14 protein-coding genes and 1 tRNA gene are annotated in these 14294 nt (G+C 69.6%); 10 read left to right on the top strand and 5 right to left on the bottom strand.

Annotated features, from left to right (window positions below; all coding sequences use genetic code 11):
- Genes ACTHL4_RS06995 through ACTHL4_RS06985 form a run of 3 tightly spaced genes read right to left on the bottom strand, consistent with a single transcriptional unit; the run spans position 1 to position 2670 of the window.
- Complete coding sequence (locus tag ACTHL4_RS06995; protein WP_440282024.1) at positions 1 to 1290, bottom strand: PP2C family protein-serine/threonine phosphatase; 1290 nt, start codon at positions 1288 to 1290, stop codon at positions 1 to 3.
- A gap of 7 nt (positions 1291 to 1297) precedes the next feature.
- The gene (locus ACTHL4_RS06990) at positions 1298 to 1768 is read right to left on the bottom strand and encodes an FHA domain-containing protein FhaB/FipA (RefSeq protein WP_440282023.1); all 471 of its coding nucleotides are present in this window, start codon (positions 1766 to 1768) and stop codon (positions 1298 to 1300) included.
- Positions 1765 to 2670: an FhaA domain-containing protein gene (locus ACTHL4_RS06985; protein WP_440282022.1), complete on the bottom strand. Its 906-nt coding sequence runs from the start codon at positions 2668 to 2670 to the stop codon at positions 1765 to 1767. The genes ACTHL4_RS06990 and ACTHL4_RS06985 overlap by 4 nt, the downstream gene beginning before the upstream one ends.
- Before the next feature lie 253 nt (positions 2671 to 2923).
- On the opposite strand from ACTHL4_RS06985, the gene ACTHL4_RS06980 reads away from it, so the two are divergent.
- The 9 genes from ACTHL4_RS06980 to ACTHL4_RS06940 all read left to right on the top strand — a co-directional run bounded on the left by ACTHL4_RS06980 (position 2924) and on the right by ACTHL4_RS06940 (position 11137).
- Positions 2924 to 3006: transfer RNA gene (locus ACTHL4_RS06980), tRNA-Leu, on the top strand.
- Between the two features lie 122 nt (positions 3007 to 3128).
- Positions 3129 to 3803, top strand: coding sequence for a PhzF family phenazine biosynthesis protein (locus tag ACTHL4_RS06975; RefSeq protein WP_440282021.1), 675 nt, complete (start codon positions 3129 to 3131; stop codon positions 3801 to 3803).
- A gap of 72 nt (positions 3804 to 3875) precedes the next feature.
- Positions 3876 to 4112 carry a DUF1059 domain-containing protein gene (locus ACTHL4_RS06970; RefSeq protein WP_440282020.1) on the top strand — a complete coding sequence of 79 codons (237 nt, stop codon included), beginning with the start codon at positions 3876 to 3878 and terminating at the stop codon, positions 4110 to 4112.
- Between the two features lie 113 nt (positions 4113 to 4225).
- On the top strand, positions 4226 to 5788 hold the full coding sequence (locus ACTHL4_RS06965; protein WP_440282019.1) for an amino acid permease: 1563 nt from the start codon (positions 4226 to 4228) through the stop codon (positions 5786 to 5788).
- On the top strand, positions 5785 to 6576 hold the full coding sequence (locus ACTHL4_RS06960) for a FadR/GntR family transcriptional regulator (RefSeq protein WP_440282018.1): 792 nt from the start codon (positions 5785 to 5787) through the stop codon (positions 6574 to 6576). Before ACTHL4_RS06965 ends, ACTHL4_RS06960 begins: the two co-directional genes overlap by 4 nt.
- 72 nt (positions 6577 to 6648) lie before the next feature.
- Positions 6649 to 8019, top strand: coding sequence for a glutamine synthetase family protein (locus ACTHL4_RS06955; protein ID WP_440282017.1), 1371 nt, complete (start codon positions 6649 to 6651; stop codon positions 8017 to 8019).
- A gap of 11 nt (positions 8020 to 8030) precedes the next feature.
- A complete protein-coding gene (locus tag ACTHL4_RS06950) occupies positions 8031 to 9398 on the top strand; it encodes an aldehyde dehydrogenase family protein (RefSeq protein ID WP_440282016.1) in 1368 nt (455 codons plus the stop codon).
- A gap of 192 nt (positions 9399 to 9590) precedes the next feature.
- Positions 9591 to 10370 (top strand): 3-oxoacyl-ACP reductase, encoded by a 780-nt coding sequence (locus ACTHL4_RS06945; RefSeq protein ID WP_440282015.1) that lies wholly within the window; start codon positions 9591 to 9593, stop codon positions 10368 to 10370.
- Positions 10367 to 11137, top strand: coding sequence for a gamma-glutamyl-gamma-aminobutyrate hydrolase family protein (locus ACTHL4_RS06940; RefSeq protein WP_440282014.1), 771 nt, complete (start codon positions 10367 to 10369; stop codon positions 11135 to 11137). Before ACTHL4_RS06945 ends, ACTHL4_RS06940 begins: the two co-directional genes overlap by 4 nt.
- A 235-nt stretch (positions 11138 to 11372) precedes the next feature.
- Here ACTHL4_RS06940 and ACTHL4_RS06935 read toward each other — a convergent pair whose 3' ends face one another.
- Positions 11373 to 12308, bottom strand: coding sequence for a hypothetical protein (locus ACTHL4_RS06935; protein ID WP_440282013.1), 936 nt, complete (start codon positions 12306 to 12308; stop codon positions 11373 to 11375).
- Between the two features lie 115 nt (positions 12309 to 12423).
- A complete protein-coding gene (locus ACTHL4_RS06930) occupies positions 12424 to 13002 on the bottom strand; it encodes a DinB family protein (RefSeq protein WP_440282012.1) in 579 nt (192 codons plus the stop codon).
- A gap of 101 nt (positions 13003 to 13103) precedes the next feature.
- Here ACTHL4_RS06930 and ACTHL4_RS06925 point away from each other — a divergent pair, with 101 nt between their 5' ends.
- Positions 13104 to 14279: an acyl-CoA dehydrogenase family protein gene (locus ACTHL4_RS06925; RefSeq protein ID WP_440282011.1), complete on the top strand. Its 1176-nt coding sequence runs from the start codon at positions 13104 to 13106 to the stop codon at positions 14277 to 14279.
- Positions 14280 to 14294: the final 15 nt, after the last annotated feature.

The following is a 14294-nucleotide window of genomic DNA, read 5'->3' as shown; positions in this document are numbered from 1 at the left end:
TCAGCAACTGCTTCCGTCGGCGGCCTGTGCCTGGCAGGTGACCATGTCGGAGCGGAGGTTCTCCACGATGCCGATCGCCGCCTGGCGGCTGTCCGCGGTCAGGCTGCCCGCGGTGACCTTGCTGCGGTCGTAGCTGGGCAGGTCGGCGACCCAGATGTCGCTGACCGTGTCGACCGAGTGCAGGCTGATCGGCCCGAAGTCCTGCGAGATGCCTTGGTAGATGGTCACTTTCCCGTGGTGCTGGGTGATGTAGTACTGCCGCTGGGTGGCGGCATACCCGAAGATGCCGATGACGGCGAGCACCGCGACGACCAGCAGCGCGAAGAGGCCGCGGCGCAGCCCGGTGAAGCGACGCGGGCCCTCCTCGGCGAGGACCGGCGCGGCGGCGTCGTCCGCGTCGTCGGCGTTGTCGTCGAGCCGGGGCGCGGGTGCGTTGGCCGCCCGGCTGAGCGCGGCGGCCTTGGCCGCCGGAGAGGTGGGGGCGTCGGCCTCCTCGGCGGCGAGGTCGTGCGCGGCGGCGGCGCCGACGATCTGCGGGGTCGAGGAGCTGGGCCCGTCCTCGTCGTCGCCGATGACGTCGGCGACCACCACCGTGACGTTGTCGCGGGTGGCGGCCTTCAGCGCGATCGCGATGAGCGCTTCGGCGATCTGTGCCGGGGTGCCGTCGCCGGTGACGATCTGCTCGATGGTGGAGCCGGCGACGTAGTCCGGCAGGCCGTCGGAGCACAGCAGCAGCCGGTCACCGGGCTTGGCCTCGCGCAGTGACAGGTCCGGTTCGTCGTCGTCGCGGCCGGTCAGCACCCGCGTCACCAGGGACCGCTGCGGGTGGTGTTCGGCCTCCTCCGGGGTGATGCGTCCCTCGTCGAGGAGGGTCTGCACGAAGCTGTGGTCCTTGGTGATCTGGCTGAAGACGCCGTCGCGCACCAGGTAGGCGCGCGAGTCGCCGATGTTCGCCAGGGCCAGCATGTTGCCGCTGCGCAGGAAGGCGATGAGGGTGGTCCCCATGCCCTCGAGTTCGGGGTCGTCGTCCATCTCCGCCCGCAGCCGGGCGTTGGCGGCCCGCACGGCCGCGGCGAGCCGGCGCAGCGCCTCGTCGGTGGCGAACGACGCACCGTCCAGGTCGAGGAGTTCCGCGACCACGGTGGAGCTGGCCATGTCGCCCGCGGCGTGCCCGCCCATGCCGTCGGCGAGCACCAACAGGTCGGGTCCGGCATACCCGGAGTCCTCGTTGCGGCTCTTGCTGCCCAGACCGATGTCGGTGCGTGCGGCATACCGCAGGGAGATCGACATGGGGCGGTTACTTCCTGACCTCGAGGACGGTCTGGCCGATGCGCACCCGCGATCCCTCGCGCAACTGCATGCCCTGGCCGATGCGCTCGCCGCCGACGAAGGTGCCGTTGGTCGAGCCGAGGTCGTCGATCATCCAGCCGTCGCCGCGCGCGTAGATCCGGGCGTGGCGGCCGCTGGCGAAGTCGTCGGAGAGCACCAGGGTGCACTCGGGGTTGCGGCCGATCAGCACGCCGCCCGCGGTGAGCGGCACGCTGCCGCCACGCATCGGACCCTCGATGATCGCCAGCCGGGTCGGACCCCGGCGGGCCGGCTTGGCCGGACGCGGCGGGGACGCGGAGCTGCTGCGCCGGTCGCCGGCGCGGCTGGTGACGTGGGTGCCGTAGAGGTCGCCGCGCAGCACGCTGACGATGCTGAAGATGAACGCCCAGAGCAGTGCCAGCAACCCGAGTCGGATTGCGGTGAGAGTGAGTTCGCTCACCGAGTCCCGCCTTCGTGCACGATCAGGTGCGTGCGTCCGATGGTGATGCGGTCGCCCTCCTGCAGGTGCAGCGAACCGATGGGGTCGCCGTTGACGAAGGTGCCGTTGGTCGAGCCGAGGTCACGGATGCTGATGACCTGGTGCGGACCGTCGAAGGTGATGCGGATCTCGCTGTGCCGCCGGGAGACGCCCGGGTCGTCGAGGACCACGTCGACGTCGTCGTCGCGGCCGAGGACGGTGATCGAGCCGAGCAGCGGGTAGCGGTCGCCGTCGACGTCCAGCCACGGCCGCTGCCGCAGCTTCCGGGGCGCCGCCGGCGACGGCCGGTAGTCCGACCTGTCGGTCGAGCCCTGTGCGTCGCTGGTCGAGTAGCCGGGGGAGCGAAGCGGAGGAGGCGTATCGAGACCACGACCCCCCACTCGGTCGGCGCGCGGCGGCGGCTCCTGCCCCTGCGGCGCGCGGGGGTCGTCGTGATCGCGGGCCGGCGGCATACGCTCCGGCATCCGGTGCATGCCGGACTGCACCTGGCGGGCGGTCGACGGCCGCAGCCGGAAGACGCCGGTCTCCAGGCTCTCGTCCTCGGTGAACTGCACGCTCACCGGACCACCGGGCTCGTAGCGCTGGCTCTCGGCGTGCTCGGACGCGGTCGCAATGAGGTCGTCGGCCAGTTCGTCCTCGTGCTCGGTGACCAGGCCCTCGTAGTCCGTGGTCGACAGCTCCACCACGAAGAGGTTGGGCACGACGTGCCGCTTGCCCTTGCCGGCGCTCACCGCGCGGTCGTCCATCGCCCGCCGCATGGCGCTCGCGATCTCGACGGGCTGCACCTCGGACCGGAACGCCTTGGCGAAGACGCCGTTGACGCCGCGCTCGATGCTGCGCTCCAGCTTGTCGAAGATGCCCACGCCTCGCCTCCTTGCTCCGGTGGTGCGGGGTTCGGTTCTCGTGTCGGTGCTTGTGTCGTGCTCGGGTCTGTTCCGGGTGGCGGCCGTGCCGCGCACGCCATGGTAACTGTGTGGCGTATGACGGCTCGGCATACGCGCTGGCGATGGGTGCGATTCCCGCGAGGTCAACGGCGGCGCAGAGTCGCCGTCCTCACGGTGGCACCGTGCCGATTTGGCGTTCGACGGCCGGACAAGGCACACTTGACCCGCACTCGCGCGAGTGGCGGAACGGCAGACGCGCTGGCTTCAGGTGCCAGTGTCCGAAAGGGCGTGGGGGTTCAAATCCCCCCTCGCGCACGCGAGACGAAGGCCGGTGGACGAGAGTCCACCGGCCTTCGGCATTTCTTTCGGCTGTATGACGCTCGCGGATCTCGTAGGTTGACGGGCGACCGGCACTCAGCCGCATGGATCGGGGTCGTATGACGCAGTTGCACGTGCTGAAGGTGTTCGTCGGCGAGGACGGACGCGGCGGCAATCCGCTGGGCGTCTTCCTCGACGCCGACAGCTGGTCCGCCGAACGCCGGCAGCGGGTCGCGGCGAAGCTCGGCTTCTCCGAGACGGTCTTCGTCCGAGATGCCGCGAGGGGCGAGTTGTGGATCCACACTCCGGCGGTCGAGTTGCCGCTGGCCGGCCATCCGCTCGTCGGCACATCCTGGTTGTTGCGCCGCGAGGGCGTGCCCGTCCCGGTGCTCCGGCCGCCCGCCGGGGACGTCCCGACGTGGACCGAGGGCCGCGACACCTGGATCAGCGCGCGACCGGAGTGGGCGCCGGAGTTCGACATGCACCGGCTCGATGCGCCGGCGGAGGTCGACGCGCACCCGGGCGCCGGCCCGGACGAGCACCTGCAGGTCTGGTCCTGGCAGGACGAGCCGGCCGGTGAGGTTCGGGTGCGGGTCTTCCCCACCCGGATGGGGATCGCCGAGGACGAGGCGACCGGTGCCGCCGCGATCCGCCTCGGCGCGCTGCTGCAGCGCCCGGTGACGATCCACCAGGGGGTGGCCTCGCGGATCGTCGTCGACCCTCGGGCGGACGGTACCGTCGCCATCGGTGGGCGGGTCGAGTTCGTCGAGACCAGGGATCATTCCGCCGGGTAGCCGTGGCCGGTCACACTCGCGGCGCGTCGATCGTCATACAAGTGACAGCAACTCGACCGAAAGGGCACTCCGATGAAGACCATGACCTGCCGCCAACTGGGCGGACCGTGCGACCTCGAGCACCGCGGCGCGACGGCCGACGACGTGATCAAGGCACAGGACCAGCACCTCAAGGACGCCGAGAACGCCGGTGACGCAACGCATTTCGAGGCACGCAAAGAGATGAAGGGTCGCTGGCGGCACCCGAAGAAGTCGATGGGCTGGTACCGCGACATGAAGCAGGCGTTCGCCGACCTGCCGGAGCACTGACGGGTCACGAAATGCCGCGGATCAAAGGTATGAAGTCGGACCATTGACCAGACGATGTGACCTGCGCCACACTGGCGCGGTCCCCTTCGGTCCGTCCACCACGGGAGCCAGCCGTGAGCCAAGACTCCGCCTCGACCTCTGCACACGCACACCTGGATGACGACGCCCGCCTCCTGGCGGAGATGGGCTACAAGCAAGAGCTGCACCGCGGCATGTCCGCGTTCTCCAACTTCGCCGTGTCGTTCTCGATCATCTCGATCCTGGCCGGCTGCATCACGTCCTACGCCATCGCGCTCAACTCGGGTGGCCCGTCGGCCATCACGCTCGGGTGGCTGGTCGTCGGCGCCTTCGTCGTCTGCGTGGCGCTGGCGATGGCAGAGGTCTGCTCGGTCTACCCGACCGCCGGCGGCCTCTACTTCTGGGCGAGCCGGCTGGCTCGCCGCAACAATCGGCAGTGGGCGTGGTTCGTCGGCTGGTTCAACTTCATGGGTGAGGTCGCGGTCACCGCGGCGATCGACTTCGGGTGTGCCACCACGTGGATGGCGTTCATGAACCTCACCTGGGGCGTCCATGTCACCGCCACCGGCACGTTCCTGCTGTTCGTCGGCATCATCATCGTGCACGGCCTGCTCAACACCTTCGGCGTCAGCCTGGTGAGCCTGCTGTCGATGGTGTCGGCCTGGTGGCACGTGGCCGGCGCGCTGTTCATCGTGGCGATGCTGTGGATCCTGCCCGACCACCACCAGTCGGTCGGCTGGACATTGACCGGCTGGCACAACGGCACCGGCTGGACCTTCGGCCCCTACGTGCTGCTGATGGGCCTGCTGATGGCGCAATACACCTACACCGGGTACGACGCCTCCGCCCACGTCGCCGAGGAGACCAAGGGCGCGGCGCTCGCCGCACCTCGCGGCATCGTGATGAGCGTCGTCGTCTCGGTGATCGGCGGTTTCCTGCTGCTCTTCTCGATCACCGCCGCCATCCAGAACGCCTCACCGGCCGGCATCGACAAGCTGCTCGGGACCAGCACCGGACTGCCGCCGGCCCAGGTCTTCCTCGACTCGCTGAACAGTCCGTTCATGGCCAAGTTCTTGCTCTTCATCGTCTGTATGGCGCAGTTCTTCTGCGGTATGGCGTCGGTGACCGCCAATTCCCGCATGACCTATGCCTTTTCGCGAGACGACGCGCTACCCGGCTCGCGACTGTGGGCCAAGGTCAACCCGCGCACCGGCACGCCGACCAATTCCATCTGGTTCTGCATCGTGCTGTCGATCATCCTGACCTCACCGGCACTCTTCAGCACCACGGCATACCTGGCGGTGACGTCGATCGCCGTCATCGGGCTCTACATCGCGTATGTCGTGCCGGTGTTCCTCCGCCGCCGCCAGCCCGACTTCACGCCCGGCCCGTGGAATCTCGGCAAGTGGAGTCCGGTGATCGGCTGGATCGCCGTCGTGTGGGTGATCTTCATCTGCATCCTCTTCATCCTGCCGCCCGGATCGCCCGTCACCGTCGACAACTTCAACTACGCACCGATCGCGGTGCTGGTCGTCGCCGTCTTCGCGATCGTGACCTGGTATGCCGGAGGCCGGAACCACTTCATGCTCAAGAAGATCGAGCCCGAGGGTGACATCGACCCGGAGGCGCTGCGCGAGGCGGAGCCGTCGGCACCGTGACGACCAAGGATCCGTCGGGCCTCGACAACGGCTCGACCGGCGCGACCACCGGCAGCAGCGACCGACTGGACCGGGCAGTGCTGCGCCCGGTCCGTGCGCACCACGCCTTCGAGGCTTGCGTCGAACAGTTGGCGATCGCTATCCGGCTCGGTATCTACCCGCCCGGCAGCATGCTGCCGCCGGAGCGCGACCTGGCCGGCCTGCTGGCGGTGTCGCGTGCCACGCTCCGCGAGGCGATCACCGCGCTGCGATCAGCCGGGGTGTTGCAGACCAGGCGTGGCCGCGGCGGCGGCACGGTGGTGCTGGACTCCGTCCCCGTCGACGAAAAGCACTCCGGCGCCTCGGCGCTCGCCGGCCGACAGCATGATCTGCGCGATGCGCTCGACTTCCGGGCGATCGTCGAACCGGGCGCCGCCGCGCTGGCCGCCGCCCGCTGCGCCCGGGACGAGGTGGGTGCCGGCGATCGCCGGGCGCTCGAGACGGCGCTCGCATCGGTGGAGGGTGCTCCGGACGAGGCGATCCATCGGCGAGCCGACAGCATCCTGCACCTCACCATCGCCCGGTTGTCCGGCTCGGCCCGGCTGATCACCGCGGTGACCGCCGCGCAGGACGACCTGCACACGCTGCTGCAGGCCATTCCGGTGCTCTCGCGCAACATCAAGCACTCCTCGAGCCAACACCGGTCGATCGTGACCGCGATCCTCACCGGCAACGAGTCACGCGCGAGTCGCGTGATGCACCAACACTGTTCGGACACCGCGGCGCTGCTGCGCGGACTACTCGGATGAGCACCAGCGCTGGTCGAGTAGCCGCGAGGCACGAGCGGCGTATCGAGACCAAGCACGTGAAGAGAGGATGAGATGCCGCTACGCAACGACCGCCATCTGACGCAGGAGCAACTGCGTCACCTGATCGAAGCCGGAGACATCGACACGGTCGTCACCGCCTTCACCGACATGCAGGGACGCCTGCAGGGCAAGCGCTTCCACGCCCACCACTTCCTGGACCACGTCGCGGCCGACGGCACTGAGGGCTGCGACTACCTGCTCGCGGTCGACGTCGACATGAACACCGTCGACGGCTACGCCACCAGTGGGTGGGACAAGGGCTACGGCGACATGGAGTTCGTCCTCGACTGGGACACCACCCGCCGGGTCGCGCACCAGCCGGGCACCGCCATGATCCAGTGCGACCTGGTCTGGCCCGACCACCGTCCGGTCGACGCGTCGCCCCGCGGCATACTCCGTCGCCAGCTGGAGCGGCTGGCCGACCGCGGCTGGAAGGCGTACGCCGGCACCGAACTGGAGTTCATCGTCTTCGAGAACTCCTACGAGGACGCCCTGGAACGCGACTACCACCGGCTCACCCCGGCCAACCGCTACAACGTGGACTACTCGCTGCTCGGCACCGCCCGCATCGAGCCGCTGCTGCGCCGGCTGCGCAACACGCTCTACGACTCCGGCCTCAACGTCGAGTCGGCCAAGGGCGAATGCAACTTCGGCCAGCACGAGATCGGCTTCCTGTACGACGAGGCGCTGGTGACCGCGGACAACCACGCCTTCTACAAGAACGCCGCCAAGGAGATCGCCGCCCAGCGTGGCGAGTCGCTCACGTTCATGGCCAAGTACGACGAGCGCGAGGGTTCCTCCTGCCACATCCATCTGTCACTGCGCGGTGACAACGGCTCGCTGGTCTTCACCGACGACGACCGTCCGGGCGGGCGCAGCGAGCTCTATGAGCAGTTCGTCGCCGGCGTACTCGCGACCGCGGCCGACTTCACCCTGCTCTATGCGCCGAACATCAACTCCTACAAGCGGTTTGCGGACGGCACCTTCGCGCCGACGACGATCGGCTGGGGGCAGGACAACCGCACCTGCGCGGTGCGCCTGGTCGGCCACGGCGCGGCGGCCCGGATGGAGAACCGCGTGCCCGGCGCGGACGTCAATCCCTACCTGGCGCTGGCCGCGATGATCGCCGGCGGGCTGCACGGCATCGAGCAGCAGCTGACCCTGGAGGCGCCGGTCGAGGGCAACGCCTACGAGACGGACAAGCCACGCGTGCCGAACAACCTCGCCGCGGCGGGGGACGTGTTCCGGTCCTCCGTCGTCGCCCGTACCGCGCTCGGTGACGACGTCGTCGACCACTACGCGCACATGGCGGAGGTCGAGGTGGCCGCGTTCGGTGCCGCCGTCACCGACTGGGAACGCCGCCGCGGCTTCGAGAGGCTCTGAGAGGAACAGCATTGACCAGTCACACCCTGATCAGCCCGGTCACCGGCGAGGTGTTCGCCGAGATCGAGCTCGCCGACCTCGCCACCACCGACGCGGCGATCGAACGCGCCCACGAGGCGTTCCGCTCCTGGCGGGCGGTCGCGCCCGGCGAACGCGCCCGGCTGCTGCGGGCGTTCGCGGCCGTCGTCGACGACCACCTGGAGGAGCTGGCCCGACTCGAAGTCAGGAACGCCGGTCACACCATCGGCGATGCGCGGTGGGAGGCAGGCAACGTCCGCGACGTCCTCAACTACTACAGCGCCACGCCGGAGCGACTCTTCGGACGCCAGATCCCGGCGGCCGGCGGTGTCGACATCACCTTCCGTCAGCCGCTCGGCGTCGTCGGCATCATTGTGCCGTGGAATTTCCCGATGCCGATCGCCGGATGGGGCCTGGCGCCCGCACTCGCCGCCGGCAACACGGTCGTGCTGAAGCCCGCCGAGCTGACCCCGTTGACCGCGCTGCGGATCGGTGAACTCGCCCTCGAAGCCGGCATCCCGGAGGGCGTCCTGACGGTGTTGCCCGGCGCCGGCGACGTCGTCGGCGAACGCTTCGTCACCCACCCCCTGGTGCGCAAGGTCTGCTTCACCGGCTCCACCGTGGTCGGCAAGAAGGTGATGGCCGGCTGCGCCGAGCAGGTCAAGCGGGTCACCCTCGAGCTCGGTGGCAAGAACTCCAACATCGTCTTCGCCGACGCCGACGTCCCGGCCGCAGCCGCCGCAGCGCCCTACGGCGTGTTCGACAATGCCGGTCAGGACTGCTGCGCACGATCGCGGATCCTGGTGCAGCGTGCGGCATACGACGAGTTCATGTCCCACCTCGAACCCGCCGTCCGCGGGGTGCAGGTGCTCGACCCGAGCGACGAGCGGTCCGAGATGGGCCCGCTGGTCTCGGCGGCACACCGGGACAAGGTGCGGTCGTATGTCGAGGCCGCCGACGTCGTCATACAGGGCGAGGTGCCGGACCTGGGCGGTTTCTGGCTGCCCGCCACCGTCGCCGAGGCACACTCGGTGGACGAACCGGCCTGGCAGGAGGAGGTTTTCGGCCCGCTGGTGTCGGTGATGACCTTCGACGACGAGGAGGAGGCGATCGCGCTCGCCAACCGGACCGACTACGGCCTGTCCGGGTCGATCTACACGCGAGACCTCGGCCGCGCACTGCGCGTCGCCCAGGGTGTCGAGTCCGGCAACCTGTCGGTCAACTCGCACTCCGCGGTGCGCTACTGGACGCCGTTCGGCGGCTTCAAGCAGTCCGGACTCGGCCGCGAGCTCGGCCCGGACGCACCGGACGGCTTCACCGAGGTCAAGAACGTCTTCTTCGCCAGCACGCCGGCCGACTGACCCGACCGGCCCGATCCAACCCCGGCCACCCCCCGCCGGCCACCAACTTCACCGAGAGGACAACAAACACTCCGAGCGGACACCATAATGCGGGCAGAACGGCCCCTTTTTCGTGTCCTCTCGGTGCGGTACTTGTCCTCTCGGTGAGATCACCGGCTTTCGTTCACCCCACCGAATCGAGGAACTCACACCATGACAGGACGCATTGACGGCAAGGTCGCCGTGATCACCGGCGGCTGCTCGGGCATCGGGCTGGCCACGGTCCAGCGGTTCGTCGCCGAGGGAGCCAAGGTGGTCATCGGTGACATCGCCGACGACGCCGGCGCCCAGCTGGTCGCCGACCTCGGCGGCGACGAGGTCGCGACCTATGTGCACGTCGACGTGACCGACAAGGACCAGGTCGAGGCCCTCTTCAAGACCGCGAAGGACACCTACGGTGCGGTCGACATCGCCTTCAACAACGCCGGCATCAGCCCGCCGGAGGACGACTCCATCCTGGACACCGATCTCGAGGCGTGGCGCCGGGTCCAGGAGGTCAACCTCACGTCGGTCTACCTGTGCTGCAAGGCGGCGCTGCCCTACATGCTGGAGCAGAAGTCCGGATCCATCATCAACACAGCGTCTTTCGTCGCGGTGATGGGGGCGGCGACCTCGCAGATCTCCTACTCGGCGTCCAAGGGCGGCGTGCTTACGATGTCCCGTGAACTCGGCGTGCAGTTCGCGCGGGAAGGCATCCGGGTCAACGCCCTGTGCCCCGGCCCGGTCAACACGCCGCTGCTGAAGGAACTCTTCGCCTCCGACCCCGAACGCGCAGCGCGCCGCCTGGTGCATGTGCCGATGGGTCGCTTCGGCGAGCCCGAGGAGATGGCCAGTGCGGTGCTCTTCCTGGCCTCCGACGACGCCAGCTTCATCACCGCCAACACCTTCCTGGTCGACGGCGGCATCTCCGGCGCCTACGTGACGCCGCTGTGACGGCTCCTCCACTGATCGGCATCAGCACCTACCGGGAAGAGGCGTCCTGGGGCGTATGGCGCCAGGTGGCCGACATACAGTTCGCCCAGTATGCCGACGCGGTCGTCGAACACGCAGGGGTGCCAGTGCTGCTCACGCCCGCCCCGGTGCACGGTGACGACCTGGGCGGAGCGGCCGCGGCGGTCGTGGCCCGGCTGGACGGGCTGCTCATCGCCGGCGGAGCCGACATCGATCCACAGCGGTACGGCGCCGTGCCGCACCCGGCCACCAGCGGTGTCCGCCCCGATCGCGACGCGTGGGAGCTCGCCCTGCTCGACGCGGCCGACGCGCGCGGGCTCCCCACGCTGGGCATCTGCCGCGGAATGCAACTGATGGCGGTCCACGCCGGCGGCACGTTGCAGCAGCACACGCCCGACGAGGTCGGTCACACCGGGCACTCTCCCGGCGGGGACGTCTTTGGCACCGTCGACGTGGCGTTGGAGCGCACCTCACGCCTGGCCGCCGTGCAGGGCGACACGGTCCGTGGCCCCTGCCACCACCACCAGTCGGTGGCGACCCACCCGGGGTTCGCGGTCACCGGCCGGGCATCCGACGGCAGCATCGAGGCGATGGAACTGCTTGCGACCGAAGGCGACCCGGCCGCCGACCGCTTCTGCGTCGGAGTGCAGTGGCACCCGGAGATGGGTCCGGACCACGCACCGATCGCGGCGCTGGTGCACGCCGCACGCGGCCGGCTCACACCGAACGCTCAGCGAACGTGCGGGTGACCACGCGAGACTCGACACCATGCGATGGCCCGGCAAGAAGCACCTGCGTCACTCAGGACAGCTGTGTGACTGCGGGCATCACCCGGGCTGGCACGATTCCACCGGGTGCCGGGTGTGTGAGTGCACCAACGCACCGGGCGCCATACCGGCGGGCGAGCCGGTGCCGGGCCCTGGCCGGTCGGACCAGCAGCACCCGCGGCGTACCGCTCGCTGACGCCGGGCGGCCCGTATGCCGTCAGCCGGTGACGCCCAGTCGGGTGGTGACCGGCGACGGGGTCGGCGGCTCGGTAATCGCCGGGCCGCCGGGCATGGTCCGGGTGACCGTCACGGTGGCGGTCACGGTCTTGGTCTCGACCGGGTATTCGGTGGCCGCGCCGGTGGGATCGGAGTCGATCGGGTCCGGTGTCGGCGTCGTGGAGCCGCAGACCTTCGCGACCTTGAGGAAGTCCTGCTGGTCGAAGATGTCGACCTCGCCGATGGCTTGGGCCGTCTGACCGTCCGCGCTGATGCCGCCGCCGACCACGATCGCGTCGGGGAAGTAGTTGCTCGGGCCGGTCAGCACGACGCTGCCCGTGGCGCCGGCCGCCAGGTGGACCGGGCCGGCGTGCGGGTAGTCGTTCAGGTCCTCGCTGCCGTTGGCGAAGTTGATCGCCACGGCCAGGTAGTCCAGCGGCCCCGCGTCCGCCGGGTTGGTGATGGTCACCCGGGTCGACCAGCGGCTGGCCGTGATGTCGTCCTGGGTGCACGGCCCCGGCGTGGCGCTGATGTCGACGATCTGCGGATCCGAGCCCTGGTTGCCCTCGCCTCCGTCCGTGTTGGATGAACTGCTGCTCGACGAAATGCCAGACGAAATGCTCGACGGGGTGGTGCTCGGGGACGTGGCGGTCGACGTCGGCGCCGGCGAGATGACGGTCGACGTCGGATCGGATCCGCTGTCGCTGGTGGAGCCGGACGAGGCATCGGCCGCGCCGCTCGCTCCGTCCCGGGACGCGTCGGCATGGCTGAGCCACGCGGGCGCGGACTGCGCGGCATACCAGCGCGGACCACCGGAGTGGGACGCAGCGGCGGGTGCGGCGGTCGAGCCGGCCGCGCCCAGCACGGCGACCGCCGCGACGGTGGCGCCGACGGAGCCGGCGACGGCGAGCTGTTGCACACGGGACAATGCGGACATGACTGACGGACCCCCGGAGAGACAAGACGGCTGACCCGCGCGGGACGCGCGCGGAGTCTGTGACGGCGAGTGAAACCTAGCCGATCGGGGCCGGCCGGGGCCCGCCTTTTGGCGATTACTGCCCGGTGCGGCCGTCGATGCACTCCCGCAGCAGGTCGGCATGCCCGGCGTGCCGCGCGTATTCCTCGACCATGTGCAGCAGGACGTCGCGGATGCTGGCCCGCTCCGGCTCGGCGCCGTCGGCGCTCGGCGGGAAGGGCAACTCCTCTCCGAGGCGCTCCTCCGTCAGCCCGTCGAGCCACCGCTCGGCTTCGGCGATCTCGCGCTCCCAGCCGGCGAACGCGTCGGCGACGCAGTCCTGCGTGCCGGTGGCACCGGTGAAGTCCAGATCGGGCTCCTGCGGCGTCTTGTAGAGCCGCGGCACGTCCCACCGGCCCTGCAGGAACCAGGTGAACCACGCGTTCTCCACCCGGGCCATGTGCCGGATCAGCCCGAGCAGGCTCAGATTGCTCGGCGGCACACTCTGCGTCGCCAGCTGCTGCGGGCTGAGTCCGTCACACTTCAGCCGCAACGTCGCCCGGTAGTTGCCCAGATACTCCCGGTATGTCGCCAGCTCGCCCTGCGGATTGCCTTGCGTGCGTGGGTCATCCGCGATGGGGAGCCACATGCCGTCATACCCGGTGGTGTTCGTCATGGCCGCCAGTCAACCGCCGCAGCACCAGGCCTCGCAATGGAGATTCGCGGGTGCGGGACACTGTATGACGAAGCCACTCGCCGCCTCGACAAGGAAGCGTCATGACGCAGACACCGCTGGAACTCTTCTCCACCGACCAGCTCATCGGTGACGACGACCGGGAGTTGCGTGACGCGGTGCGGTCGTTCGCGACCGACAAGATCAAGCCGCACCTGGCCGAATGGTACGAGGCGGGCGACCTGCCGGCTCGCGAACTCGCCCGCCAGCTGGGCGAACTCGGGGTGCTGGGTATGCACCTGGAGGGCTACGGCTGCGCCGGCACCTCGGCGACGGCATACGGACTGGCGTGCATGGAGCTGGAGGCGGCCGACTCCGGCGTCCGCTCCTTGGTGTCGGTGCAGGGTTCGCTGGCGATGTTCGCGATCCACCACTGGGGCAGCGAGGAGCACAAGCAGGAGTGGCTGCCGCGGATGGCCACCGGTGAGGCGATCGGCTGCTTCGGGCTGACCGAGCCGGACTTCGGGTCGAACCCGGCCGGGATGCGCACCCGCGCCCGCCGCGACGGCGACGACTGGGTGCTCACCGGCAACAAGCTGTGGATCACCAACGGCTCCATCGCCGACGTTGCGGTCGTCTGGGCCCAGACGGGCGAAACCTCCCGTGACATCAGGGGATTCGTGGTGCCGACCGACACGCCGGGGTTCTCGGCGCCGAAGGTCAAGCACAAGCTGTCGCTGCGTGCCTCGGTCACCAGCGAGCTGGTGCTGGACGACGTCCGGCTGCCGGGCAGCGCGGCGTTCCCGGAGGTGCGGGGCCTGCGCGGGCCGCTCACCTGCCTCGACGAAGCCCGCTACGGCATCGTCTTCGGTGCGCTCGGCGCCGCCCGCGACTGCCTCGAGGCCACCATCGCGTATGCCGCGGACCGGCAGATCTACGACAGGTCGCTGTCGTCATACCAACTCACCCAGGCGAAGCTGGCGGACATGTCGCTCGAGCTCGGCAAGGGCATGCTGCTCGCGCTGCAGCTCGGCCGGCTGAAGGACGCGGGAACGATCCGGCCCGAACAGGTCTCGCTCGGCAAGCTGAACAACGTGCGCGAGGCCATCGGCATCGCGCGCGAATGCCGCACCATCCTGGGCGCCGCCGGCATCACCCTGGAGTTCCCGGTGATGCGGCACGCCAACAACCTGGAATCGGTGCTGACCTACGAGGGCACCAGCGAGGTGCACCAGCTGATCATCGGCCAGGCGCTGACCGGCGAATCGGCATTCCGCTGATGCCGGCCAGCAGCC

Origin of the sequence: Flexivirga sp. (genome assembly GCF_051955415.1) — a bacterium.
Taxonomy (GTDB): domain Bacteria; phylum Actinomycetota; class Actinomycetes; order Actinomycetales; family Dermatophilaceae; genus Flexivirga.
The sequence above is the reverse complement of the archived record's forward strand: the minus strand, read 5'-3'. Positions and strand labels throughout refer to the sequence as shown.